The following is a 25,965-nucleotide window of genomic DNA, read 5'->3' as shown; positions in this document are numbered from 1 at the left end:
GTATGGCTGAGAAAATGATTACTGTAAAAGGTGCAAGAGCACATAATTTAAAGAATATTAATGTATCCATTCCAAAGAATAAACTAGTAGTTATAACTGGTTTGTCTGGATCGGGAAAATCATCATTAGCTTTCGATACAATCTATGCCGAGGGACAAAGGCGTTATGTCGAGTCCTTATCTGCATATGCCCGCCAGTTCTTGGGGCAAATGGATAAACCAGATGTCGATACGATAGAAGGGCTATCACCGGCCATTGCCATTGATCAGAAAACAACTAGCAGAAATCCCCGCTCCACAGTTGGTACCGTTACGGAAATTTATGATTATCTTAGATTACTATATTCAAGAATTGGTCACCCAACCTGCCCAAAGCATGGTATTGAAATCTCTTCCCAGACAGTTCAACAGATGGTAGACCGAATTACGGAATACCCTGAAAGGACAAAAATGCAAATCCTAGCACCAGTAATCTCTGGACGTAAGGGGGAGCATGTGAAAGTAATAGAGAAACTTAAGAAGGAAGGCTATGTCCGAATTCGCGTGGATAAAGAAATGCGAGAGGTTACAGAAGAAATTAAGCTTGATAAAAATAAAAAACACTCCATTGAAGTAGTTATTGACCGTGTGGTAGTAAAACCTGACATTGAGGCAAGATTAAGTGATTCGATTGAAACCGCATTGAATATTGGTGAAGGAAAAATAATCGTTGACGTAATGGGGGAAGAGGAACTGGTCTTTAGTGAAAATCACGCTTGTCCTATTTGTGGATTCTCCATTGGTGATCTGGAGCCAAGATTATTCTCCTTCAATAGTCCATTTGGCGCTTGTCCTAGTTGCGATGGTTTAGGTACAAATTTAGTTGTCGATTTAGATCTTGTTATTCCAGATTGGACGAAGACCTTAAATGAGCATGCTATTGCTGCTTGGGAACCAATAAGTTCACAGTATTATCCACAGCTATTAAAAAGTGTATGCGATCATTATAAAATTGACATGGATATCCCAGTGAAGGATATTCCGAAAGAGCAAATGGATAAGATTTTATATGGAAGTGGTAAGGAAAAAATTCATTTTTATTATGAAAGTGAATTTGGCAATGTCCGAAATAGCATGATAGAGTTTGAGGGTGTACTAAATAATATTGCACGCCGTTACAAGGAATCTTCATCAGATTATGTTCGGGAAAGTCTAGAAAAATATATGATGCAGAAAGACTGTCCAACGTGTAAAGGAAATCGCTTGAAGGAAGAAGCACTAGCAGTATTAATCAATGGACTTCATATTAGTAATGTAACAGAGTTTTCAATTACCGAAGCCATGAACTTTTTCCATAGCTTGGACCTAACCGAGAAGGAAAAACAGATAGCAAGGCTTTTATTGAAGGAGATTAATAATCGCTTAGAATTCCTAAACAATGTTGGTCTAGATTACTTAACATTATCAAGGGCAGCTGGTTCCTTATCAGGTGGAGAGGCACAGCGCATTCGTTTAGCAACCCAGATCGGTTCATCTTTAACAGGGGTACTTTATGTTCTTGATGAACCTTCTATCGGTTTACACCAACGGGATAATGATCGCTTAATCCATACATTAAAGGAAATGCGAGATTTGGATAATTCGTTAATCGTCGTTGAGCATGATGAAGATACCATGATGGCTGCAGATTGGTTAATTGATATTGGACCAGGTGCTGGTGAGCACGGTGGGCAAATAATTGCCAGTGGAACACCAGAGGAAGTAATGAAGAATAAGGCTTCCCTTACAGGACAATATCTATCTGGACAAAAGTTTATTCCATTACCAGCCAAAAGGAGAAAACCGGATAAACGATATATTGAGGTAATTGGCGCATCGGAAAACAATTTGAAAAATGTTTCCGCAAAAATTCCAATTGGTCTATTTACTGTTGTGACAGGAGTTTCTGGTTCTGGAAAAAGCTCACTTGTTAATGAAATTGTCTATAAGACATTGTCACGTGAGCTCAACCGTAGTAAGCATTTGCCAGGACAACATAAGGAAATAAAAGGTCTAGAATATTTGGAGAAGGTTATTAATATCGATCAATCACCAATTGGACGTACTCCACGTTCAAATCCAGCTACCTATACCGGTGTATTTGATGACATTCGCGACGTCTTTGCATCAACAAATGAAGCAAAGGTAAGAGGCTATAAGAAGGGTCGTTTTAGCTTCAATGTCAAAGGTGGCCGCTGTGAAGCTTGTAAAGGTGATGGAATCATAAAAATTGAGATGCACTTCCTGCCAGATGTTTATGTACCTTGCGAGGTTTGTCATGGACAACGTTATAACCGTGAAACATTGGAAGTAAAATATAAAGGGAAGAGTATATCCGATGTATTGGAAATGACAATAGAGGAAGCGGTAGAATTTTTTGCAAACCTTCCAAAAATCAAACGAAAGCTACAAACGATTGTAGATGTTGGTTTGGGATATATTAGGCTTGGACAACCAGCAACCACCCTATCTGGTGGGGAAGCACAACGTGTCAAGCTTGCTAGTGAGCTACATCGTCGCTCCAATGGGAAAACTCTTTATATTTTAGATGAACCGACTACAGGACTTCATGTGGATGATGTAAGTCGTCTCCTTAAGGTTTTACATCGTTTAGTGGAAAATGGTGACTCTGTCTTGATTATTGAGCATAATCTAGATGTAATTAAGACAGCGGACTATATTATTGATTTAGGTCCAGAAGGTGGAGCAAGAGGTGGACAGATTATTGCTACTGGAACTCCGGAGAAAATAGTTAAAGAGGAGCTTTCTTATACTGGTCACTATTTAAAACCTATTTTAGAGCGGGATGCTAAACGTCAAACAGAAGAACTTAAGAAAAAGGAAAAAATTAAGTCGAGCTAAAGGATAGGCGGCAAGTAAATTGCTGCCTATTTTTATTTGGTCTTGAAGTTCAAACTTTTGACGAAGCTTTTCCGTTTCGGTAATCTAAAAATAGAATGTAAGGAGGTTTACGCAATGAAACCAATAGAACTAGAAAAAGTACAAGAAAAGCTAGAAGGCTTTATCAATAAAGATGTTTATGTTCATTTGGAAACGACAAATGGTGCATATGCAAGTCATGTAAATGAGAAAGCATATAATGTTGGTGTTTATATCCGGAATGCGAAGGTACGTTTTAACCAAGCTAAAATTGTTGGTGATGGAAAATCCTATCGAGCTGGGTTAAAAATGGATATTGGCTGGATTTATGCGGAGGGACTTACCGATTGGGAAATTTTCGAAGGAGAAAAGCTCTTAATGGCAGGTCATGACCGTGAAGGAAGATTAATGGTAGCACTACAAATTAGTGAAACGCCATTTAGTTACTAATAGTAAGGAAGGTGAAAATTATGGAAAAGCATGTTGTTGTCATATATCCGCATCCTGATGATGAGTCATTTGGTGCTGCAGGAACCATTGCAAAATTTCGAGAGCAAGGAGTACCAGTGACCTATCTTTGTGGGACATTAGGTGAAATGGGGAGGAATATGGGAAATCCCACCTTTGCAAATCGTGAAACTTTACCAGCGATTCGCAAAAAAGAACTGATGGCTGCCTGCAGGACGTTAGATATGGAATTACGACTTTTAGGCTACCGTGACAAAACTTTAGAATATGAGAATCGAAATGAAGTCGCACAGCATTTGAAGGGAATCCTAGAGGAAATTAATCCTAGCCTAGTAATTACTCACTATCCGGAGCATGCAGTTCACCCAGACCATAATGCGTTAGGTGCTGCAACAGTCGAAGCTGTACGCTTAATGGATCCAGAAAGTCGTCCAGTTGTTTGGGCACAGGCTATTACGAACACGTATATCGAGGACCTTGGAAAACCTGATATCATTAATGATGTTCGTGAAAACTTCGATACAAAAATGGAAGCAATTTTATGTCACAAATCACAAGCAAATGGAGTCATCCGAAGCTGGAATCAAAGTGAAGGTATTTCAGATGACTTAAAGGAACAGGCTAAAAAACGCTTAGGTGTTGAGCAATTTTATATTTGGAAGTATGAATAATTTTTTAACTTAGCAATTGTAAATTCCAATCCCAAACGTTAGTAAACATCGTTTCTATCGTTTGGGTTTTGTTTTATAAATTTACGAACTAGGATATCCTGGTTGTGTATAAAAAAGTGTTACGGGAGTATCCCAATCATAGAAAGAGTAATTCTGAACTGCGGGAAAATACTCCTCATTCCAAAAAGATAAATATAAAATACGCTGGCTTTCCTTAAGGTACCCAATTTGTATAAAGAAGGAAAAGAAAGTTGATACGTCGAATAATATAGTAGGATAGAAGGGATGGTTGATGTTTATGCGTTGGATATTATCTTTAGTTTTAAATGCGGTTGCTTTAGTTATTGTAGCGGAATTGTTTGACTCATTTCGGTTAGAAGGTTTTGGTACAGCTTTATTGGCAGCTCTCATTTTGTCTGTGCTAAATATTATCGTTAAGCCTATCCTAATAATTTTGACATTGCCACTAACTATTTTTACTTTGGGCCTATTCTTATTTGTCATTAATGCAGTAACGTTAATGATTACGCAGGCTGTTATTGGGGATTCGTTTGTCATAGAGGGATTTGGAACGGCGTTACTTGCAGCAGTAATCCTATCCATCTTAAACCTAATATTAACCAAATTAGTAAAAGATCCATTATCCTCAAAAAAGGCTTGAACTGATATTCACTAGAATATTTTACTTTCAGAAATCCAAGTAATCGTAATTTCCTAACCCAAATACGCGTTCTTCTCTTAATACATCTTTATTCCTACCTGCTAGAAAAATATGCTACAATGGGTAACAGTTAGGGCTCGTAATGGAGGGAAATTAATGACTACCATTGTTCGTACGAAGGATTTACTCGAGAATTTTAATTTGGAACTCGTTGCTGGAGAAGAAGGTATTCATAGGGAAATTACAACTAGTGATATCTCCCGTCCAGGAATTGAAATGACAGGTTACTTTAAATATTATCCAAAGGAAAGACTTCAACTAATTGGAAGAACGGAAATGACATATTTCCTTGATTTAAGTCCAGAAGATCAGCTAGATCGAATTACAAAGCTCTGTACTGATGTTACACCTGGAATCGTTATAACTAGGGGAATGGCAGTTCCACAGATTATTATCGATGCTGCCAATAATTCAGGCGTACCTATTTTACATTCTCCTCGAAAGACAACTAGGGTTATCAGCAGACTAACGAATTACTTAGAGGTAAAATTTGCCCCTTTTACAGCAATTCATGGGGTACTTGTGGATGTTTATGGGGTTGGTGTCCTCATTACTGGTCAAAGTGGTGTTGGTAAAAGTGAAACAGCACTTGAGCTCGTTAAAAGAGGACATCGTTTAGTAGCAGATGATAGTGTGGAAATTCGCCAAGAGGATTATGACACCCTTATTGGAAATTCTCCACCATTAATTGAGCATTTATTAGAAATCCGTGGTTTAGGAATTATTAATGTAATGACTTTATTTGGTGCAGGTGCAGTTCGTAGCAACAAGAAAATTTCCCTTATTATCGATTTAGAGATATGGGATCCCCTTAAGCAATATGATCGTTTAGGCTTAGATGAAGACAAAATGAAGATTATGGATGTAGATGTTCCTAAAGCTACTATTCCAGTTCGCCCTGGCCGAAATTTGGCGGTAATTATTGAAGTTGCAGCGATGAACTTTCGTTTGAAGCGGATGGGAGTAAATGCGGCAGAGGAGTTTTCGGAGCGTTTAACAGATATGATAAAACTAGAAAATGATGAGATGGAATAGGGGTGGAAGTATATGAGCTGTGATGCACCAGCATTAGACCGCGTGTTTTTGCAAATTGGCTCTTTACCGATTTATTGGTATGGTGTCATTATTGCGACAGGCGCTTTTTTGGCTCTGCTGATCGGAATGCGTGAAGCAGATCGTGTAGGAATGAAAAAAGATTTGGTAATTGATTTAGTAGTATATGCAATACCGATCTCAATTATATGTGCCCGTCTCTACTACGTTATATTTGAATGGGAGCGCTATGCAGGTGGTCCATGGTGGGATATCTTCGCAATCCGTGAAGGTGGCATTGCTATTCATGGAGCATTAATTGGAGCAATGCTAACAGCAATAGTGTTTACTCGAGTTAAAAAAATTTCATTTTGGAAGTTAGCTGACGTATTAGCACCAAGTTTAATCCTTGGACAAGCGATCGGTCGTTGGGGAAACTTTATGAATCAAGAGGCACATGGTGGTCCAATCATGAATCAGAGTGTCATTGATATGCACTACAACTTGCTTCCAGATTTTATCATGGATCAAATGTGTATTCAGGGAATTTATTACTTCCCAACCTTTTTATATGAATCATTATGGAATGTACTCGTTTTAATTCTACTCTTATGGTTAAGACGTAGAAATCCAATTCGTGGTGTAGTATTTTTAACATATATAGCAACCTATTCTGTTGGCCGATTCTTTATTGAAGGAATGCGGACAGATAGTCTATATATCGTTGGCAATCTACGTACAGCTCAATTTATTTCTATTTTATTGATCGTCGTTGCGGTGGGTTTGATTTTATACCGCTGGAAGACTGTTTCAAAGCGCTACGAAGATGTTGATAAAATAGGACCGATAAATAAGAAAAAGAATACGAAAAAGAAAAAATAGCAACGATAGAGAGGAAGTACTGGATGTCTGGAATTCTGAAGAGAGGGCTGAAGCAAGGCCTACAAACAACATGGACATTAGGAAAAGTTATTTTTCCTATATCATTAATTGTCACCATACTACAATATACACCAGTATTACCTTGGATTATCGATAAAATTAGTCCGCTAATGGAGTTAATTGGATTATCAGGTGAAGCTGCGGTTCCAATTGTTTTAGGAAATGCGCTTAATCTATATGCGGGAATTGGAGCAATTATTTCTTTTGATTTTACCATTAAAGAAGTTTTTATTATGGCGATTATGCTATCGTTTTCTCATAATCTTTTTATTGAATCCGCAGTAGCATCGAAGGTAGGCATAAAATGGTGGATTATTGTTGGAGTTCGTGTTGGGCTAGCACTAGTAGCTGCAACGATCATCAATTTCGTGTGGACTGGTGGAGAGGAACTAGCCAATTATGGGCTGATCTCTCATGAAGCAGAGGCTTTAACCAGTTGGAAAGAGATTATTGTAGCGGGACTGCAAACAGCAATTATTGCTGTTATTCAACTAGCAGTTATTGTTATTCCATTAATGATTATTATGCAAATTTTACGAGAAAAAGGATGGTTAACGAAGCTATCTAATGGTTTCGCACCATTTACCAAAGTATTAGGAATGGAAAAAAACACTTCGATGACGCTGGTAGCTGGTTTAACGATTGGACTTGCATACGGAGCAGGACTGATGATTCAAGCTGTAAAAGAAGATAATGTTTCCAAGCGTGATATGACGTTAGCATTGATATTCCTTGTAGCCTGTCATGCGGTTGTTGAGGATACATTAATCTTCCTGCCACTTGGAATTCCTGTCTGGCCATTACTACTAATTCGTTTAATAACGGCAATCGTGTTAACTATCATCATTGCTTTTATTTGGAGAAGACTAGCAGAACGAAAAAGAAAGGGACACACCAATGAGCATTCGTACAATACTATTTGATTTAGATGGAACATTAATTGACACTAATGAATTGATTAATTTATCCTTTTACCACACTTTTCAAAAATTTGGTTATCAATTTACACATGATGAAATTCTAGCATTTAATGGACCACCATTAGTGGAAACCTTTCAAAATATTGATTTAGCCCAATCGGAGGCTATGATAACCACTTATCGGGAACATAATTTAGTGCATCATGATGACTATGTGAAGGCTTTTCCAAATGTGAAAGAGACACTTAAAGCCTTGAAAAATAGGGGCATTTCATTAGGTATAGTCACCACAAAAATGCGAGATACGGCGATAAGAGGCTTAAAGGTAACAGGAATCGAAGCATATTTTGATACCATTGTAGGTCTGGATGATGTGTCGAATGCTAAACCACACCCAGAATCCGTTTTAAATGCCATGAAAGTGCTTCATGCTGATCCCGAAACTACCCTCATGGTTGGTGATAATTGGCACGATATTAAGGCTGGCCATAATGCCGGTGTCAAAACTGCTGCAGTTGCATGGTCTCTTAAGGGAGAAGAATTCTTGCAAGGATACGAACCAACTTATATGCTATATGACATGTTTGATTTATTAGAAATCATTGGAGTGTAGGACATGCGAAGAACAGAGCGCCATCCGGTAACAGATGCTAATTCCCTATGGCAAATCTATAAGACGGTATCATTCTTTAAAGTTGTTAAAAATTTTATCATCATTCAAATTGCAAGATATACACCTTTTTTAAGTGTGAAGAATTGGTTATATCGAGTTTTTCTTCGTATGAAGGTGGGCAAGAAAACTGCTTTTGCGCTAATGGTAATGCCAGATATTATGTTTCCTGAAAAAATTATTGTAGGAAATAATTCGGTAATCGGTTATAACACGACAATACTTGCACATGAGTATTTGATTAAGGAATATCGTCTAGGAGAAGTTGTAATTGGGAATGAAGTAATGATTGGTGCAAATAGTACGATCCTACCCGGTGTTACAATTGGTGATGGGGCTATTGTATCTGCAGGAACATTAGTTCATAAAGATGTACCAGCAGGTTCCTTTGTTGGAGGTAATCCGATGAAGATTATCTATACAAAGGAAGAGATGGAAAAACGCAAGGAGATTTAAGTAAAAATTCTTGTAAAATAGAATAATTATGGTATGATTAGCTTAATAGAATAATTTCGGACGGAGAAATGGAGAACCGCAATCAAACTAATGAAGTCATTAGTTTGATTGTGGTTTTTTTATTTAGGTATTTTTACTAATACAATTACTTTTCCCCTAGAAATTAATTCTAAAATAAATGAAAGAGTAAATAATATTAATAATAAACCACTATTTAGGGGGACTAAGGCATGGTGACATTTTCTAGTTATGAAAGAAATACCATTCTTGATGCAATGAAAAGGGAGAAACTGGATTTATTAGTGATTGGTGGGGGGATCACAGGATCTGGGATTGCACTAGATGCTGTAACGAGAGGCTTAAAAACAGCTGTTGTCGAAATGCAGGATTTTGCTGCTGGTACATCTAGCCGTTCAACAAAGTTAGTTCATGGTGGACTTCGATACTTAAAACAGTTTGAAGTGAAAGTCGTTGCAGAAGTAGGAAAGGAACGGGCTATTGTGTATGAGAATGGGCCTCATGTAACAACACCGGAATGGATGCTTTTACCATTTCATAAAGGCGGCACATTTGGACCATTCACCACAAATATAGGATTAAGAGTATATGATTTCTTGGCAGGTGTAAAACGTCAGGAGCGAAGGAAAATGCTATCACCTGAGAAAGCATTAAAAATGGAGCCACTTATAAAAAAGGAAGGGCTAAAGGGTGCAGGGTATTATGTGGAATATAAGACAGATGATGCTAGGCTAACGATTGAAGTTATTAAAAAAGCGGTTGAAAAAGGTGCACATGCTCTTAATTATATGAAGGTAATATCATTTATCTATAGCGAGGATAAAAAAGTAATTGGAGTTGTCGTAGAGGACCAAACAAATGGCGAGAAGCATGAAATTTATGCAAAAAAAATAGTTAATGCATGTGGTCCTTGGGTGGATGACCTTCGTGAAATAGACGGCTCTAAACAAGGAAAGCATCTTTATTTGACTAAGGGTGTTCATCTTGTATTTGATAAGGAGAGATTTCCATTAGAACAGGCAATATACTTTGATACCCCTGATGGGAGAATGGTTTTTGCTATACCACGTGATCAAAAAACTTATGTAGGTACAACGGACACGAGCTATAAAGGAGACATCGCTCATCCAACGATGACAATTGAAGATCGGGATTATATTATAGGTTCGATAAACTATATGTTTCCTTCCTTGAATATTACGGCTGATGATGTGGAGTCTAGCTGGGCAGGACTACGGCCATTAATAGCTGAGGAAGGGAAAAAGCCTGGTGAAATATCACGGAAGGATGAAATATTTATATCCAATTCTGGACTCATATCGATGGCTGGTGGAAAGCTTACTGGTTACCGTAAAATGGCAGAACAAGCAGTCGACACAGTGGTTAATCAATTAAAGAGCGAAGAAGGAATTCTATATTCTCCTTCTGAAACTGTTAATTTACCTATCTCTGGTGGTGAGGTAGGAGGAACTCAGGGATTCGTAAAATTTAAACAAGAAAAAACGGATTATGGGAAAGAAATAGGGATAAGTGAAGAAAATGCCGTAAAGCTTGTCCAAAAGTATGGAGCAAATGTTGATAAGGTTTATCAAATATATGCAGAAAGAAAGCAAGAAGCGGAAGCGGAAAGCATCGATCCAATCGTATTTGCCCAGCTATGTTATGGAATAGAACATGAGCTTGTATATAAGCCTGTGGACTTCTTTATCCGCAGAACTGGGGCTTTATTCTTCGATATTGCTTGGGTGAAGACGCATAAGAATCCTGTTATTGCGTATATGAAGAAGAAGTTTGCATGGGATGAAAATCAGGAAGAAGAATATCGTAATGAGCTTGATTTACTGTTGAATGAGGCAGTTACACCAACTAAATAGGCTATTTATTTACGAAGGGTTTGTCCTTGAAAACAGCATTATTTGCTTTGTTTTTGGGGTCAGACCCTTGTTAAGTAGTACAAAATATAAATTTCAAAGATGCCTTCGTACTAGGCTCCTTTCGCTTTTCTAATGAATAAGTATATAATTCCCCCATTAAATATGGTATACTTTTGTCGATATGTGAAAAAATAGGGGGATTAGCATGCAACTAGAAAAAAATGAAAAGATAGTAAAAACTAATAATGTTATCCCTTTTATCCCAACAGGTGATTTTTATTTTGCGAAGGGTGTTGAATCATTTCGTAAAAGAAGATTTGATACTGCATTAAAGTGGCTAAAAAAAGCAGTCGATACAGAGCCGAATAATCCTCTATATCAATGTCAAATGTCCATTATTTACACCGAAACAGGTGCTTATCATAAAGCAAATCAACTATTGACTAATGTCCTTCAGTCGACAGGAGATCAATATGTGGATTGTTACTATTTACTAGCAAACAATTATGCACATTTAGGTTTACTAAATGATGCAAGGAAATTTGCTATTTCATATTTAGATAAAGAACCAGATGGTGATTTTAGCGAAGATGCAAAAACATTATTGGATTTAATAGAAATAGATGATTATGACGAGGAAGATTGGGAGCTTGATGAAGAGGATGAGCTTCTTGTTTATCAGGAAACTGTATTCCACCATTTAGAAAATAATGAATGGAATCAGGCACTAGTACTACTTGAAGAGATGATTCTTCTATTTCCAGATTATAAAACAGCCCATCATGAGTATACACATGCCTTATTCTTTACTGGGAAACGGGAAGAAGCCATTCAGAAAGAGTTGGAGTTGCTCGAGGAAGATCCTAATAACCTTTATAGTCATACGAATCTCGCACTATTTTACTTTGAGATACAGGAATATGAGGAATATCAAAGGCATATTCGAGCATTACTAAACATATATCCAATTCACGAACAGCAAAAGCTTAGAATAGCAACTACATTAGCTAGGACAGGCTTTCTAAAGGAAGCAAATATTCGATTTCGAATGCTTGATAAAGGGGTTGTAAAAAGTCATATTTCTTATTATCGCTGGTATAGCATGACTGCTTATCGATTGGGTGAACCAGCGAAGGCACTTGCATTATGGGAAGAGGGCTGCCGTCGACATCCTAAGCTATCCGAGGAAGAAGGCCCCTGGCATTAATGAGCAGAAAGTTAGACGTAAAATAGGAAATCCGATACGCTAAACATAGGAAGTATTTATTGTTTTGGAGAGGAGCGTTAACATGTCCGAAGAAAAAATTTATGATGTGATTATCGCTGGTGCAGGTCCTGCAGGTATGACTGCTGCTGTTTATGCATCACGAGCAAATCTAGATACATTAATGATTGAACGCGGTATTCCGGGTGGACAAATGGCTAATACAGAAGATGTAGAAAACTATCCGGGATTTGATAATATTTTAGGTCCTGATTTATCCAATAAAATGTTTGAACATGCGAAAAAGTTTGGTGCACAGTATGCCTATGGTGACATCAAGAGTGTTGAGGATTATGGAGACTATAAAATTGTAAATGCAGGTAGTAAGGTCTATAAGACAAAAACCCTTATTATAACCACTGGTGCACAATACAAGAAATTAGGAATTTCTGGTGAAGAGGAATTAGGTGGACGTGGAGTATCTTATTGTGCCGTATGTGATGGAGCATTCTTTAAAGAGAAGGAATTGATTGTTGTTGGTGGTGGAGATTCCGCTGTTGAAGAAGGTGTTTATTTAACAAAGTTTGCTCGTAAGGTTACGATTATACATCGACGTGATGAACTTCGTGCTCAAAAAATTCTTCAGCAACGTGCATTTGATAATGAAAAAGTGGACTTCATTTGGAATACAACCGTGGAAAGAATAAATGGTCCAGAGGGTAAGGTGTCCAGCGTAACATTAAAGGATGTTAAGACTGGTGAAGAATATGAAAAGCAAGCTGATGGTGTCTTTGTATACATTGGAATGGTACCTTTGAGTGAGCCTTTCCAGTCACTTGGAATTACGAACAAAGAAGGATATATTATTACAAACGAAAATATGGAAACTAGTATTCCTGGTATTTTTGCTGCGGGAGATATTCGTGATAAAAAGTTGAGACAAATTGTCACTGCAACAGGTGATGGATCCATTGCTGCAGAAGCTGCTATTGCTTATATCGAAGAGCTAAATGATAAGCTAAAAGCAGTAAAATAGTAAAGTAAAGGCATCTTAACGTAGCTGTAACACGTACGAAATATTAATGAAGTACAATAAAAATAACTAATTGACCCCCTTTTTAATAGATAGATTAGTTATTGGCGCAGATGTAATTGCATCTGCGTATTTTTTTGCTTCTATAAAATAAGTTGCTGGCAAAGGAAAATTATCTACATGAATCCAATGTGCTTTACATAATTCTATAATAAAGGAAAGTATAGTCATTTCCTTGTAGCAATAAATTAATTACATGTATAATAGATATAGTATTTTGGATAAATGACACAATCTAAATATGGTACACCTTTCGTAGGTGAATATCACGTATCTAGCATAATTATAGGTAACCATGAAGAGGTGATGGAGATGGGAAATATTGAACAAGAGACAAAAATGGTAATTATTACTGGTATGTCTGGTGCTGGTAAGACAGTTGCAATTCAAAGTTTTGAGGATTTAGGCTATTACTGTGTGGATAACTTACCACCTGCTTTATTACCTAAGCTTCTTGAGCTGATGCGAGATTCTACCAATAGTATCCACAAGGTAGCGCTTGTGATGGATCTAAGGGGACGTGAATTCTTTGATTCATTATTTGAAGCGCTTGATATAGTAGGCGATGAAGAATGGTTGGAGGAGCATATCTTATTTCTTGATGCAAATGATGAGAAGCTCGTAAACCGATATAAAGAAACTAGACGATCACATCCATTAGCTGTTGGTGACCTACCTTTAAAAGGAATTAAGCAGGAACGGAAATTGTTAGATGAAATGCGTGGCCGTGCACATCGAGTTATTGATACAAGTAATTTAAAGCCACGTGAGCTTCGAGAGAAAATTCTCAAGTATTATTCTGAGGAAAAACAGGAGATTTTCTCCGTTAATATGATTTCTTTTGGATTTAAATATGGAATACCGATTGATGCTGATTTAGTATTTGATGTGCGGTTTTTACCTAATCCACATTATGTAACACAGTTGCAACCATTGACAGGGCTTAATCAGGATGTCTCTTCTTATGTGTTTAAATGGTCTGAAACACAAAAGTTCCAAGAGAAGGTTCTTGATTTGTTACAGTTCATGCTTCCACAATATAAAAAAGAAGGAAAATCACAGCTAGTTGTTGCTATCGGTTGTACTGGAGGGCAGCATCGTTCAGTAGCTTTAGCGGAATATTTTGCTAAAAAGCTTGCTGAAGCGAATTATATTACACACGTTAGTCACCGTGACATTGATAAGAGAAAGGGCCATTAATATGTCAGATAATAACCAGCCAAGAATCGTCGTAATTGGAGGAGGAACTGGGATGCCAGTTCTACTCCGTGGATTAAAAAATTATCCGATTCTATTAACGGCTCTAGTAACTGTAGCAGATGATGGTGGTAGTACGGGAAGATTACGGCAGGATATGGCTATACCGGCACCAGGAGATATTCGAAATGTTATTGCAGCAATGTCTGAGGTTGAACCAATGCTTATCCAGCTTTTTCAGCATCGCTTTTCAGTTGGAAATGAGTTATCGGGACACTCGCTTGGAAACCTGCTTTTGGCAGCGATGACTTCCATTACTGGAGATTTTTATACAGGGATTAAAGAAATCTCAAGAGTTTTAAATGTGAAAGGTAAAATATACCCAATCTCGAATGAAAATATTTCGTTACGAGCAGAAATGGCAGATGGATCATTTGTGGTAGGAGAATCCAATATCCCATTAGCAGGTAAAGAAATACACCGAGTATATTTAGAGCCTACAGATGTAAAACCATTGCCAAACGCTTTAACTGCAATAGAAAGAGCAGATTTAATTGTTATTTCTCCTGGGAGTCTATTTACTAGTATCATGCCGAATTTAATTATTCCTCAAATAGCTGATGCATTACGTAGTGCTAAAGCTAAAATAGTTTATGTTTGTAATGTAATGACACAAGCAGGTGAAACTACCGGTTTTTCTGCTGGTGACCATGTTCAGGCTATCATAAACCATATAGGAGAAGATATTATCGATGCAATCGTAGTTCACAGTGAAAAAATCGATCCTAAAGTTCGTGATCGATATGCTGGGGAGAATTCGGAACCTGTTGAATATGATATTGAAAGATTATTAGACATGGGGCTTCAAATTATTGAAGGGGATATTATTGATCATTCAAAAACAACCATACGCCATGATACAGGAAAGATTGCCAAATTACTATATTCTTTGATTGCGAAATAAAATGAAGGGGGGAGTATTATGTCCTTTGCTTCAGAGATTAAAAAGGAATTAACAACTGTGGAGTCAGATCCTTGTTGCTCGAATGCGGAGCTAGCTGCATTAATAAGGATGAACGGAACCATTTCGGTATCGCAAATGCAGTATACGTTAGATATCCAAACAGAAAACGCAGCTATAGCAAGACGTATCTATACATTACTTAAGGCTGGTTTCTCTCTTACTCCTGTGGAACTTTTAGTACGAAAGAAAATGAAGCTAAAGAAAAATAATGTATATATCGTTCGGTTAAAACAAAATGTCCAAGGGATATTAACAGAGCTAGGAATTATGAAGGACGGATATTCTTTTTTTCGTGGAATACCGGAACAGTTTGTAGAAAAGGATTGCTGTAAGAGAGCTTATCTTCGTGGAGCTTTTCTTGCGGGAGGGTCCATTAATAATCCAGAAACCTCTTCCTATCATTTAGAGATCTTTAATTCTAATGAAGACCATAATCAGGCATTATGTGAATTACTGAATACATTTGATTTACGGTCAAGAGTTTTGGAGCGAAAAAAAGGCTATATTGTATATATGAAGGAAGCGGAGAGAATAACGGAGTTTTTAAATATTATTGGTGCACATAATGCACTATTTAAATTTGAGGATGTTCGGATTGTTCGAGATATGCGAAACTCTGTAAACAGACTTGTTAATTGTGAAACGGCAAATTTGAATAAAACAATTGGTGCAGCCTTTCGCCAAATTGAGAATATAAAACTAATTGAACGAACAGTAGGACTTGAGTCGCTACCAGAAAAGCTACGAGAGGTCGCAATTTTACGAGTACAGCATGAGGATGTTTCCTTAAAGGAGTTAGGCGAGCTTGTATCAAGTGGAAAAATATCAAAGTCGGGAATTAATCATCGTTTAAAGAAAATTGATGAATTTGCAGAAAAAATTAAACAAGGCGAAATTTTATCATAACTTTACTTCTAATTTTCAGAATCCATGGTATAATAGTTTATCATGGATATTTTTTTACATTTTTTTAGTATAAAATAAAATGTTACCGCTTTAATTTTGAGGAGGATGAGGAGACAATGGTTGAGAGGGTTGTCACAGTTGAGCTTGAGACAGGGTTACAAGCAAGACCAGCTGCACAATTTGTGCAGGAAGCGAACCGCTATAGTGCGCATTTATTTTTAGAGAAAAATGGTAAACGAGTAAATGCAAAAAGCATTATGGGACTAATGAGCTTAGCAATTACAACTGGCGAATCAATTAAACTTATTGCAGATGGATCCGATGAGGAAATAGCATTAAATCATTTGACATCATTTGTGACGAAAAGAAATTAATAGTATTCCCATTTGTGAAATAGATAACAATTATAAATAAAATAAATAATAAAGAGGATGAACTAATCATTCATCCTCTTAGCAATTAAGTATATTTTAATCTGGCTTACGTTCTAATACTTTGTCAATTAATCCATATTCTACAGCACCTGCTGCAGTCATGAAATTATCACGCTCTGTGTCACGGTTGATTACCTCAATTGGTTGACCAGTACGTTCAGAAAGAATTTTGTTTAGGTTTTCTCTCATTTGTAATATACGTCTTGCATGAATTTCGATATCTGTAGCTTGCCCCTGTGTCCCACCTAATGGTTGGTGAATCATTACTTCACTATTTGGTAAAGCATAACGTTTACCCTTTGCACCAGCTGCAAGTAGGAAAGCACCCATTGATGCAGCCATACCAGTACAAATTGTTGATACGTCTGATTTAATATATTGCATTGTATCATAAATTGCCATACCTGCTGTAATAGACCCACCAGGTGAGTTAATATAAAGTGAGATATCTTTCCCTGAATCTTCTGCTTCTAGGAATAGTAGCTGAGCAACGATTGAATTCGCTACATTATCATCAATGGCACTTCCTAGCATAATAACTCTGTCTTTTAATAAACGAGAATAGATATCATATGCGCGCTCACCACGGTTTGTTTGTTCAATAACTGTAGGGATTAAATTCATTGGAATTCCTCCTTAATTCTATTCTAAAGATATATCCAATCTTTGGATATTATCATCATATACTAATGGTCAATGAAGGTCAAACAAAAACTTTCGACGAATATTGCAGTCATATTTTTCAAAAAAACACATATTACATCTTGCCCGGAAGCATGATGAATTAAACCTTTTTGCACTGAAAATACTTGTTAAATCAATCTGTAGGCGTTATAATAGCCTATGTGTCCAAGTAATGGATGATAAAAATCATATCATGCGCCCATAGCTCAGCTGGATAGAGCACTGGTTTCCGGTACCAGGTTTGCCGGGGGTTCGAATCCCTCTGGGCGCGTCGTTGAAAGTCAAATGTAGCAAGGGTTAGAAAGTGATTTCTTCCCTTGCTATTTTTCTGCAAAAATACCCAATTGCATACGGAATGCAAACCTTCGAGTTTCGAAGTAATTTTTAAAAGTTATTTTTTACTGTTTGAAACGACATTATCAGGAACTATTTCTTTCTCTCTTTCTTTCCATAAAGTGAAGCTTGAATACTTGTTGCAGCTATTTCTTGTATACCTGGAATTAAATGAGAATAAGTATCTAAAGTTGTTTGTATTGATCTATGACCTAATCTTTCTTGAACAACTTTTGGATGAATGCCAGCTCTCAATAATAAAGTTGCATGAGTGTGCCGTAAACCATGGAAGCTAATTCATTTTACACCACTTTTTTCAATCGTGCGATTAAATACAGTCCTTAAATAGGTTGGTCTTATAACACCACACGTTGAAGTGCAACATACTAGATTGTTTTCCTCATAATCTGGACTGCATTTCATTTTACCCTTTTCTTGTTGCTTTTTATGGTTTTTTAGCAATTCGATGGTGTCATCATCGATGTCTAAAGTTCGGTAGCTAGTTGAGGTTTTAAGTTGAGGTGATAAATTCCATTTTCCATTATCATCCTTTGCTTCTATATCCACCATGATGCCTTCTTTGATACCATGCCGTCTTCCAGTCTTTAAAGCGCTTGAGAGAATTCTATAAATGTCTTTTCTAGTTCTTTGCGATATGTTTTTATCGCTATTTGGCAACTTGGTGTGATTGAGTTCATTTAAAAATGATTCTATATGATGATGTTCTAGTTTGTTTATTTTCCAACTGCCTAAACCTGGAATGAAAAATATGCAAAGAGAAATAGATCCACTTGATGTAATTACTCGTTTAATTCCATTGGGAACTCGGATTGAGAGTGAAGATGAAAACGCAGCAGATATTTCACAAGCTAGGTTAACAATTGCTTCTGTTAATGGTGGTCTTGATTATCTCGATGATTTAGATCTACAAGAAGAATTTGGAATTGTTGAGGGTGAGGTAATCTTTGATGATGTAACCCAACCAAATATTTTAAAAACTCGTGGCCAACAATTTTTAAATAGTCAAAAGGCTTCTAAAACAAGCTACGATGTAAATCCAGTTGATGTATCACTTATTGATTCATCATTCGAAGCTTTTGAATGTGGGAATTGGCATCAAATCATCAACCCTGTTTTTGAAATAGACGAGCCATTGCAGATTATCGAACAGACCATTGATATTAACGTGCCACAAAACGCTAGTTTAACTATCGGAGAAAAATATAAGTCATTAACTCACTACCAAATTGAAGCAAATAAAAAGACTAAAAGCGTGGCGCAATAAGAGCAGACTGTTGCTAGTCAATCGCAAACAATCAGTACTCTAAAAACTGAATTAACACAAATAGACAATTCTGTTGGCGACATTCAACGGGCATTAGAAGATAGTGACTTTCCAGCACTTGAAGATGCAATCGAAAACCTAAACCAAGCTGTTGATAATCTTATTGCTGCAATTGAAGATATTCCAGTTTATGAAGTTGCAACTCCAACGAAGGATGGATTAATGAGCACAGTTGATAAGAGGAAATTAGACTTAATTTCTGTGATTAATCCAATAGATTTAGATGCTTTAGTTGCAAAGGTGGAGGCGTTGGAGAGTGCAAGAAGCTAAAAAAAGCAGAGCTAGAATACTAGCAGAACAAGTAAGAATAAAATCAGAGGAACTTCTGAATAGGAGTGAAGTGGATCATGGCGGTACCAGAGAAGATAAAGAAACTAGCACACTAGGTGAGGACAGCGATTTACGGTAAAGAAGTAGGGGAATCAATAGCAGAATCCATGGAAATAACTGCAAATGTAGCAGATGAAGCTAAAGTTACAGCAAATGAAGCAAAGGAAGTTACCCAGCAGTTAATTGATGGAAGCTTTGATACAGGAGAGCTAAATACTCATATTAAACAGAGGTTAAATAACTTAGAAACAGAATATGCTCCTAGGCTATCTGAAGCAGAACAAGGAATAAGAGATAATAGGAAGTATATAGATGAACAATTAGATGCTCAACAACAAGAAATTGAAGAAGTTGAAAATAAAACTGAACGTACTAAGTTAGTAGATTTAGAAGAACCACTTTATATTTGTCATAGGGGGGCTATTATTTTTCCCGAGAATACACTTGAAGCTTATAAAGGATGTTTAGCGGTTGGCAATTCTTTCATAGAAATGGATGTACAAACTTTAGCAGATGGTAGTTTAGGTGTTATGCACGATTTAACAGTGGATTGGACAACTGATAAAGATGGAAGTGTTTCAAATTATTCTGCAATGGGTTTTAGAAACCTAAATGTTGATATTCCTTCCTGGGTACAAAAATGTGAATGCTCCATTGTTAGAAGATATTGTTTCTACATTTGGAAAATCAGCAATCTATTGTTCGGAATCAAAAGATAAAAAATCTGTAAGAAAAATTGTTGATACGCTCGAAAGGTATGATTTAAGAGAATATGCATTGGTTCAATCTGTCGATATGAATGTGTTGCAATACGCAGTATCTAAAGACTATCAAGTATTGTTATTAACAAGTAGCGTACCTCCCGAAACTCTTTTAGATAACGGAATTGGATATGTTGGAGTCTCTAAGACTGCTGTAACTGATGAATACATTCAATCTTGTATTGCGTATGGAATAAAGGTAATATTATTTACTGTAAACCATCGCTATGAAAGGGACATATTTTTGGCAAAAGGTGGTAGTGGGTTTTTTACAGACGAACCTTTTTATTTATCTGAGGCTGTAGATCAGTTATCAAAAGATCCATTTAATAATCAAGTGTTCTATCATGGCATGGTGAAATCTTTGACTAATAGAGGAGATTTTACTGGTGGAAATCGGTGGGGATATATATACTATTGATTCCAGTTTTCCTAATGGTGGAAGGGACTTTGTTTTGCAAGGTTGGGTTGGAGAACTATCAGAATCATTTGTTTTGGAATTTGATTAAATATACAAATCACATAACAGGTGGATGGTTAGCGACACAAATATGTACGCAGAATGATATTTTTGATGATTTTGGCAGCCTATCTACAGGATATAATATTATTCTCGCAAACAATGGGAAACATAGATGTTTATAGAAATATCAATGGTACGTCAACAAGAATAGATTCCTTATTAAATGGTGGAACAGTTGGTAACAACATCATACCAATAAAAATAGACGTATACCCTACTACCATTACAATAACAAGAAAAGACACTGGTGTATCAAAAATTTTATCAGACAGCACATATAGGGGAGGTTATTTACATTTTGGACGTAAATGGTCAGGTGGTACTTTCGGGAATATTGTGATAAGTTAGGAGTATGAAAAAGTACATTATTATCCTATTAATCTTATTATTAGTGGGCTGTTCACAGTCAGAATCACAGGAAGAAAAAGTTACCCTCATTGCTCACAGAGGGGCAAAAAATTTAGCGCCTGAACATACATTGACTGCTTATAATAAAGCAGTAGAACTTGGTACTGATTTTATTGAAATTGACTTGCGAATGACAAAAGATGGCCAACTTATTTCGATTCATGATGAAACGGTTGATCGAACAACAAATGGGGAGGGAGAAGTGTCACAGTTTACTCTAGCAGAATTAGAACAGCTGGACGCAGGTTCATGGTTTAGCAATGAGTATCAGGGCGAAAAGATACCCACACTTGAAGAAATATTTGATACCTTTGGTAAAAACACAAATTATTTTATTGAGACACGCCCAATGAATGGTGAGCTTGTGATGGAAGATGAGCTATTAAGACTTATCGAAGAAAAAGGATTAAAGGATTACGTTATTATTCAATCATTCTCCAGGGATAGCCTCAAAAAAATTCATCAACAAAATAGCGAAATACCTTTAGTGCAGTTACTATATGTGAATCTTACTAAAGAAGTAAGAGAAGATGAAGTAAAAGAATATGCTACCGGAGTAGGTCCATACGCTCCAACGATTGATAAGGAATTTGTTGAAAGAATGCATGAAGTAGGATTAGAAGTTTATGTGTGGTTTGACAATAAAGACGAAAAAGAGTTTATGCCAAAGGTATTGTCTTATGGTGTAGATGCAGTATTTACAGACTTTCTTGATAACACTGTAGAGGTAATGTCGCAAGACATTTCTAAGCAATAAAAATTTAAAGGATTCCCTTCCTTTTTGTAGAATTAATATAGGAGAAGGAGGGGTGACAATGTCATATTTTGAGGATGAGATACTAAAAGAACTTACCATAGGTGAAGTGTATACCTCAAGACAAGTCCAAATTTTTTGTATGAGAGTAGAAATGTAATAATATTAACTGACGAAGGTCATTATTGCAGATAATAATGACGTTAAGTATAGGGTGAGAAGCAGGTTAGAAAAGTACATTCATCAATTAGACAGGACTAGTCAAACGTATCTAATACCTAATAGAACATCTGTTATATATGAACTTGAAAAAGTATAAAGCACTCTTTATGGGTGCTTTTACTTTTGTCTTATATTAAATGATGCTACTCAAAAAAATGATAATTTGGTACACTTTTCTAAAGAAAATAAAAGGTTAGGATGTGTAAATTTGTCATTATTTAATCAGGAAGTTACTCTTTCAGAAGACTATGTTTATCACTATACTTCTTTAGAAGTTGCCATTGAGAATATTCTATTTGAGGGAAGGTTAAGGTTTAGTCCTTTCATTCAAACTAATGATCCTCGGGAGTCAAAAGACTGGAACGTCTCCATTACTCATACAAATGGTATTGAAATTAGTACTGAAAGCTTACTAGAAATAGTTGAAAAATTTAATAGAAAACTGAAAAAAGATATAAAGATCCTCTGCATGACTGATGAAGATAAGAATTCTTATAATCAAATTAATTATGGGGGTAGAGGATTTGCGCATTCAAGAATGTGGGCTCAGTACGCAAGTAACCATCGAGGAGTTTGTTTGGTGTTTGATAAAAGAGAATTACATCATACAATTATTACTGAATTAGATAGACTAAAACAAATTTACTTTGGTCGAGTAGATTACAATTCATATTATCCAATTAATGTGGATGATTATGAGGCATTTAATATAAATCAAAAAGATATGATAAGTAAGGAAATAGATGAACTGCTAAACGACCACGTAACTCGATATTATAAAACTTTGTATTTAAGAAAGGCTCCGGATTGGAGAGATGAAAATGAATTCCGTTGGGTCATACAATCCAGTCAAGACTATGAATATGTATCTATTGATAGTTCATTGAGAGCTGTAATACTTGGTGTTGAGACTCCACGAGAATATGACAGTGTATTTAGTGAGTTTCAGGAAAAATATAAAATTGAAGTATCTAGAATGCATTGGTACAACGGGAACCCTACACCACTTCCAGCTTTTTAAGTCCTTCATTAGAGGACTTCTTTTATTGTTGTCCTTTTTCTAAATGCTATGTAGAACACTTATTCAAAGTTAGGGGCAAGTTAGAAATCAAGGGTTCTAAAAAGGAACCCTTGTAAAATTCATAATATTACCCTAGTATTTGTAAATGGGGGTGTAATATGGAAAGAGACTTACGAATCAGTAATGCTAAAGGATTATTGATTTTTTTAGTAGTTTTTGGACATTTAATAGAACTTAGCAAATATAGTAATTATGAATTATTTGTATTTATTTATGCGTTCCATATGCCATTGTTTATATTTATTAGTGGCTATTTGGCTAAAAGAGTAAAAGTAAGTAAAATAATCAATCTTATATTACTGTATCTAATATTTCAAACTATATTTAATTACTTTAGGTATTTGATGGGTACGTATGAAACTATTCCTTTTCACTACGGAACTCCACAATTTCATTTATGGTATTTAGTTAGTCTGGGGATATGGTATGCAGCTGCATTTTTATTGCTTAAATTAAAATTAACCAAGTGTGTTAAGTGGGTAATATTTATTGTAATAGTGGCAATTAGTTTTATTTCCAGATGGTACGCTTCTGAAATTTTGGTTTTAGTAAAAAATAATTTATTTGTAGGATTTGATACATATACTCTTAGTTACCAACGAACGTTATCCTTTGCTCCATTCTTCTTTGCTGGATTTTTTATCAATAAGGAATGGTTCGATAAAATATCAAATCTACTTAGAAATCAAACTTTAAAAGTTATTGGAAGCATTGCCATTATCACTTTTGCATTTGTATTCATTGAAAACACCAACAGAATAGAAAATGCCTTTAGAGGTAGCTTTGGTGGAGTAATGTTTTTAGATGAACAAAATCTAGGTGCTTTTTCCGTAGTCGTATTAGCGCACTATTTAATTGCCACTATTCTATGTATACTTATATTAAATTGGGTATCTAAAGGAAATACAGCATTAAGCTATTGGGGAGACGCATCCCTCACAATCTTTTTGTTTCATCCAGTGTTCGTATTCATTATACAAAAGCATGAATTGCTTTCATTAGTCAAACCTAATACACAGATTGTAATTTGTATATTTATTTCAACGCTTATCTGTTATGTATTAGCTTCAAAACTTTTTGTGAAAATAACTAATCCTTTATGTAATCCTTATTTTATTATAAAGAATATCAAGAATAAGGGTTAATTAAAGGATTCCCCTCTCTTCTGTCGAATTAAGTAGATGGGAAGGGAGGTGGAAATTATGTCTAATATTAAATTGTATGATCCTGATATGCTCTTAATACATGTCGAAGGACAAACAGAAATATACAATAGAGAACTAGAGGAACTAAAAGAATTACAAAAGAAACAACAGGATAAATTATTGGAAACAATTAAGTTGTACAAACCTATAATGAAGAAGATTTATGAAAATGATTTTTTATTTACACACCCTACTCTGAATTACCAGACTTCAAAAGGTCCTATCTTAGGTTATGATAAGGATAATAACTCACTAATTACCTATGACATTACTAGGGAAGTCATTGTGTCAGTAAATTTATATGACCACGAAGAAAAAGGGTATCGAATTGCTAAACTAGTTGAAAACGGATTTTATAATGATGCAATTACGGGAATAAAATACATTGGTGTGATGATCGATAATTATTTATCTTCATTAAAGGATGATATCTCTAAAGCAAAAAGTGAATTAGAAAACAGTTAAAGCATCTCACACGAGGTGCTTTTTATTATGTCATAAATTAGGAGGCAGTCATGGATGAAACATTAATTCAATATTTTCTCACACAAGGACCATTTGCGGTCCTTTTCGTTTGGCTTTTTTATTCAGGCAGGAAAGAATCAAACGAACGTGAGAAACAGTTATACAAAACAATAGATGCTCAAAACGAAACCCTTAAAGGATTCAGTACAAAATACGATATTGTCATTACAAAATTAGAAGATATTGAAGAGCGTTTGCCACCTCGGTAGACGCTCTTTTTTCTTTGAAGGGAGGTGAAAGCTATGTTTGAAATTGCGTTAATTATTGCAGTTGTCTTGGCGCTCACAGAGTTACTTAAACAACTTGTTGTATCCAAAAAATACTTGCCTGTAGCATCCTTGATTTTAGGATTGTTAGCAGGTGTTTTTTATGTCGGAGGTACTTTGCAGGAGCAAATCATGTATGGATTAATGATTGGATTGTCTGCAGCAGGGTTATTTGACCAAAGTAAAATCGTTACAAAAAAATAGGAGGCGGTAGAATGTCATTCGAAGGATATAGAGTCACAAGTCCATATGGGTACCGTACAAACCCAATCACAGGTCAAAAGAATACATTCCATGATGGTATTGATCTAGTTTAAAGTCATCAAGCGCCGATTGGTGCATTTATCCCTGGTAAGGTGCTTTATGCTGGTAATGGAGTATCTGGTACAGGTGTTGGGGGCTATGGTAATGTGGTCGTTATTCAAGATAAAAACAATCGAGCTCATGTCTATGCTCATCTTGCTAGTGTATCCGTTAAATTAGGACAAACTGTTAAGAAAGGTGACATTATCGGCAAACAGGGAGCTACAGGTGTAAGAGTAACTGGCTCTCATTTGCATTATGAGGTACGTAAAAAGTCTAGCCCATCTCTTTGTTGGGTTGATAATCCAAAAGCAAGGACTCTGGATCCTACTCAGTATGTTAAGGAATATTATGCTGCAGATAAGCCTACAGTATCTCAAATGGCCGACATGATAATTAATAACTCCAAAGCACCGAATGGTCATGAAAATAGGCGCAAATGGCTAGGGATAGATAATCCGACATATCAAAAGGTGAGGGCGGAAGTAAACAGGCGCTTAAGCACTCCAAAAAGCATTACCCAATCCATTGAACAAATGGCAAATAGGATTATCATTGATACTAATGCTCCGACAGGACACGAGGCGTGTCGTAAATGGTTAGGAATTGATAACGCAACGTATAAAAAAGTAAGAGAAAGAGTTAATCAATTAATGTCATAATAACGCTAAATCTCCTGCATCCTTAAAGTTATACAT

At 36.1% G+C, this 25,965-nt stretch carries 31 protein-coding genes and 1 tRNA gene; 29 read left to right on the top strand and 3 right to left on the bottom strand.

Features of this window, described 5'->3' with window-relative positions; all coding sequences use genetic code 11:
• The first annotated feature begins 2 nt into the window (after window positions 1-2).
• The 16 genes from uvrA (at window position 3) to KI338_RS05060 (ending at window position 16,467) form a co-directional block, all read left to right on the top strand.
• On the top strand, window positions 3-2,879 hold the full coding sequence (gene uvrA, locus KI338_RS05135) for an excinuclease ABC subunit UvrA (protein ID WP_212919873.1): 2,877 nt from the start codon (window positions 3-5) through the stop codon (window positions 2,877-2,879).
• A 114-nt stretch (window positions 2,880-2,993) separates the two neighbouring features.
• Window positions 2,994-3,347, top strand: coding sequence for a YojF family protein (locus KI338_RS05130; protein WP_212919872.1), 354 nt, complete (start codon window positions 2,994-2,996; stop codon window positions 3,345-3,347).
• Window positions 3,348-3,367: 20 nt separating this feature from the next.
• Entirely contained in the window at window positions 3,368-4,036 is a 669-nt protein-coding gene (gene bshB2 / locus KI338_RS05125; protein ID WP_212919871.1) for a bacillithiol biosynthesis deacetylase BshB2, read from the top strand.
• Window positions 4,037-4,328: 292 nt separating this feature from the next.
• Window positions 4,329-4,697, top strand: a complete 369-nt coding sequence (locus KI338_RS05120; protein ID WP_212919870.1) for a phage holin family protein — start codon at window positions 4,329-4,331, stop codon at window positions 4,695-4,697.
• A gap of 156 nt (window positions 4,698-4,853) precedes the next feature.
• Window positions 4,854-5,792, top strand: a complete 939-nt coding sequence (gene hprK, locus KI338_RS05115; RefSeq protein ID WP_212919869.1) for an HPr(Ser) kinase/phosphatase — start codon at window positions 4,854-4,856, stop codon at window positions 5,790-5,792.
• A gap of 12 nt (window positions 5,793-5,804) precedes the next feature.
• Window positions 5,805-6,671, top strand: coding sequence for a prolipoprotein diacylglyceryl transferase (gene lgt / locus KI338_RS05110; RefSeq protein WP_212919868.1), 867 nt, complete (start codon window positions 5,805-5,807; stop codon window positions 6,669-6,671).
• Window positions 6,672-6,694: 23 nt separating this feature from the next.
• Complete coding sequence (locus tag KI338_RS05105) at window positions 6,695-7,654, top strand: nucleoside recognition domain-containing protein (RefSeq protein ID WP_212919867.1); 960 nt, start codon at window positions 6,695-6,697, stop codon at window positions 7,652-7,654.
• The gene (ppaX, locus tag KI338_RS05100; RefSeq protein WP_212919866.1) at window positions 7,629-8,264 is read left to right on the top strand and encodes a pyrophosphatase PpaX; all 636 of its coding nucleotides are present in this window, start codon (window positions 7,629-7,631) and stop codon (window positions 8,262-8,264) included. Before KI338_RS05105 ends, ppaX begins: the two co-directional genes overlap by 26 nt.
• A 3-nt stretch (window positions 8,265-8,267) precedes the next feature.
• Window positions 8,268-8,777 carry an acyltransferase gene (locus KI338_RS05095; RefSeq protein WP_212919865.1) on the top strand — a complete coding sequence of 170 codons (510 nt, stop codon included), beginning with the start codon at window positions 8,268-8,270 and terminating at the stop codon, window positions 8,775-8,777.
• 230 nt (window positions 8,778-9,007) lie between these two features.
• Window positions 9,008-10,669, top strand: a complete 1,662-nt coding sequence (locus KI338_RS05090) for a glycerol-3-phosphate dehydrogenase/oxidase (RefSeq protein WP_212919864.1) — start codon at window positions 9,008-9,010, stop codon at window positions 10,667-10,669.
• Window positions 10,670-10,874: 205 nt separating this feature from the next.
• Window positions 10,875-11,876, top strand: coding sequence for a tetratricopeptide repeat protein (locus tag KI338_RS05085; protein ID WP_212919863.1), 1,002 nt, complete (start codon window positions 10,875-10,877; stop codon window positions 11,874-11,876).
• Between the two features lie 82 nt (window positions 11,877-11,958).
• Window positions 11,959-12,909: a thioredoxin-disulfide reductase gene (trxB, locus tag KI338_RS05080; protein WP_212919862.1), complete on the top strand. Its 951-nt coding sequence runs from the start codon at window positions 11,959-11,961 to the stop codon at window positions 12,907-12,909.
• Between the two features lie 369 nt (window positions 12,910-13,278).
• On the top strand, window positions 13,279-14,166 hold the full coding sequence (gene rapZ / locus KI338_RS05075; protein ID WP_212919861.1) for an RNase adapter RapZ: 888 nt from the start codon (window positions 13,279-13,281) through the stop codon (window positions 14,164-14,166).
• A 1-nt stretch (window position 14,167) separates the two neighbouring features.
• The gene (gene mgfK, locus KI338_RS05070; RefSeq protein WP_212919860.1) at window positions 14,168-15,127 is read left to right on the top strand and encodes a gluconeogenesis morphogenetic factor MgfK; all 960 of its coding nucleotides are present in this window, start codon (window positions 14,168-14,170) and stop codon (window positions 15,125-15,127) included.
• Between the two features lie 18 nt (window positions 15,128-15,145).
• Window positions 15,146-16,093: a DNA-binding protein WhiA gene (gene whiA, locus KI338_RS05065; protein ID WP_212919859.1), complete on the top strand. Its 948-nt coding sequence runs from the start codon at window positions 15,146-15,148 to the stop codon at window positions 16,091-16,093.
• Between the two features lie 116 nt (window positions 16,094-16,209).
• Window positions 16,210-16,467 (top strand): HPr family phosphocarrier protein, encoded by a 258-nt coding sequence (locus KI338_RS05060; protein ID WP_212919858.1) that lies wholly within the window; start codon window positions 16,210-16,212, stop codon window positions 16,465-16,467.
• 96 nt (window positions 16,468-16,563) lie between these two features.
• Here KI338_RS05060 and clpP read toward each other — a convergent pair whose 3' ends face one another.
• Window positions 16,564-17,151: an ATP-dependent Clp endopeptidase proteolytic subunit ClpP gene (gene clpP, locus KI338_RS05055; RefSeq protein WP_212919857.1), complete on the bottom strand. Its 588-nt coding sequence runs from the start codon at window positions 17,149-17,151 to the stop codon at window positions 16,564-16,566.
• A gap of 255 nt (window positions 17,152-17,406) precedes the next feature.
• Here clpP and KI338_RS05050 point away from each other — a divergent pair.
• Window positions 17,407-17,482: transfer RNA gene (locus tag KI338_RS05050), tRNA-Arg, on the top strand.
• Window positions 17,483-17,637: 155 nt separating this feature from the next.
• On the opposite strand, the gene KI338_RS17695 is transcribed toward KI338_RS05050, so the two are convergent.
• Window positions 17,638-17,799, bottom strand: a complete 162-nt coding sequence (locus KI338_RS17695; RefSeq protein WP_244853350.1) for a hypothetical protein — start codon at window positions 17,797-17,799, stop codon at window positions 17,638-17,640.
• Between the two features lie 42 nt (window positions 17,800-17,841).
• A complete protein-coding gene (locus tag KI338_RS17690) occupies window positions 17,842-18,114 on the bottom strand; it encodes a site-specific integrase (RefSeq protein ID WP_244853347.1) in 273 nt (90 codons plus the stop codon).
• 199 nt (window positions 18,115-18,313) lie between these two features.
• Here KI338_RS17690 and KI338_RS05040 point away from each other — a divergent pair, with 199 nt between their 5' ends.
• The 12 genes from KI338_RS05040 (at window position 18,314) to KI338_RS04985 (ending at window position 25,929) form a co-directional block, all read left to right on the top strand.
• On the top strand, window positions 18,314-18,829 hold the full coding sequence (locus KI338_RS05040; RefSeq protein ID WP_212919856.1) for a phage tail spike protein: 516 nt from the start codon (window positions 18,314-18,316) through the stop codon (window positions 18,827-18,829).
• 316 nt (window positions 18,830-19,145) lie between these two features.
• Window positions 19,146-19,298, top strand: a complete 153-nt coding sequence (locus KI338_RS05035) for a hypothetical protein (protein ID WP_212919855.1) — start codon at window positions 19,146-19,148, stop codon at window positions 19,296-19,298.
• A gap of 28 nt (window positions 19,299-19,326) precedes the next feature.
• A complete protein-coding gene (locus tag KI338_RS05030; protein WP_212919854.1) occupies window positions 19,327-19,938 on the top strand; it encodes a glycerophosphodiester phosphodiesterase in 612 nt (203 codons plus the stop codon).
• 58 nt (window positions 19,939-19,996) lie between these two features.
• Entirely contained in the window at window positions 19,997-20,401 is a 405-nt protein-coding gene (locus KI338_RS05025) for a PI-PLC domain-containing protein (RefSeq protein WP_212919853.1), read from the top strand.
• 150 nt (window positions 20,402-20,551) lie between these two features.
• Window positions 20,552-20,851 carry a hypothetical protein gene (locus tag KI338_RS05020; RefSeq protein ID WP_212919852.1) on the top strand — a complete coding sequence of 100 codons (300 nt, stop codon included), beginning with the start codon at window positions 20,552-20,554 and terminating at the stop codon, window positions 20,849-20,851.
• 4 nt (window positions 20,852-20,855) lie between these two features.
• Window positions 20,856-21,668 carry a glycerophosphodiester phosphodiesterase family protein gene (locus KI338_RS05015; RefSeq protein ID WP_212919851.1) on the top strand — a complete coding sequence of 271 codons (813 nt, stop codon included), beginning with the start codon at window positions 20,856-20,858 and terminating at the stop codon, window positions 21,666-21,668.
• A gap of 427 nt (window positions 21,669-22,095) precedes the next feature.
• The gene (locus KI338_RS05010; RefSeq protein ID WP_212919850.1) at window positions 22,096-22,908 is read left to right on the top strand and encodes a DUF2971 domain-containing protein; all 813 of its coding nucleotides are present in this window, start codon (window positions 22,096-22,098) and stop codon (window positions 22,906-22,908) included.
• A gap of 158 nt (window positions 22,909-23,066) precedes the next feature.
• On the top strand, window positions 23,067-24,113 hold the full coding sequence (locus KI338_RS05005) for an acyltransferase family protein (RefSeq protein ID WP_212919849.1): 1,047 nt from the start codon (window positions 23,067-23,069) through the stop codon (window positions 24,111-24,113).
• 57 nt (window positions 24,114-24,170) lie between these two features.
• Window positions 24,171-24,638, top strand: coding sequence for a hypothetical protein (locus KI338_RS05000; protein ID WP_212919848.1), 468 nt, complete (start codon window positions 24,171-24,173; stop codon window positions 24,636-24,638).
• Window positions 24,639-24,688: 50 nt separating this feature from the next.
• Window positions 24,689-24,907, top strand: coding sequence for a BhlA/UviB family holin-like peptide (locus KI338_RS04995; RefSeq protein ID WP_212919847.1), 219 nt, complete (start codon window positions 24,689-24,691; stop codon window positions 24,905-24,907).
• A gap of 33 nt (window positions 24,908-24,940) precedes the next feature.
• Complete coding sequence (locus tag KI338_RS04990; RefSeq protein ID WP_212919846.1) at window positions 24,941-25,168, top strand: holin; 228 nt, start codon at window positions 24,941-24,943, stop codon at window positions 25,166-25,168.
• A gap of 128 nt (window positions 25,169-25,296) precedes the next feature.
• Window positions 25,297-25,929: a M23 family metallopeptidase gene (locus KI338_RS04985; protein WP_280530727.1), complete on the top strand. Its 633-nt coding sequence runs from the start codon at window positions 25,297-25,299 to the stop codon at window positions 25,927-25,929.
• Window positions 25,930-25,965 lie beyond the last annotated feature (36 nt).

Source organism: Ornithinibacillus bavariensis (genome assembly GCF_018333235.1).
Classification (GTDB): domain Bacteria; phylum Bacillota; class Bacilli; order Bacillales; family Amphibacillaceae; genus Ornithinibacillus; species Ornithinibacillus bavariensis.
The sequence above is the reverse complement of the archived record's forward strand: the minus strand, read 5'-3'. Positions and strand labels throughout refer to the sequence as shown.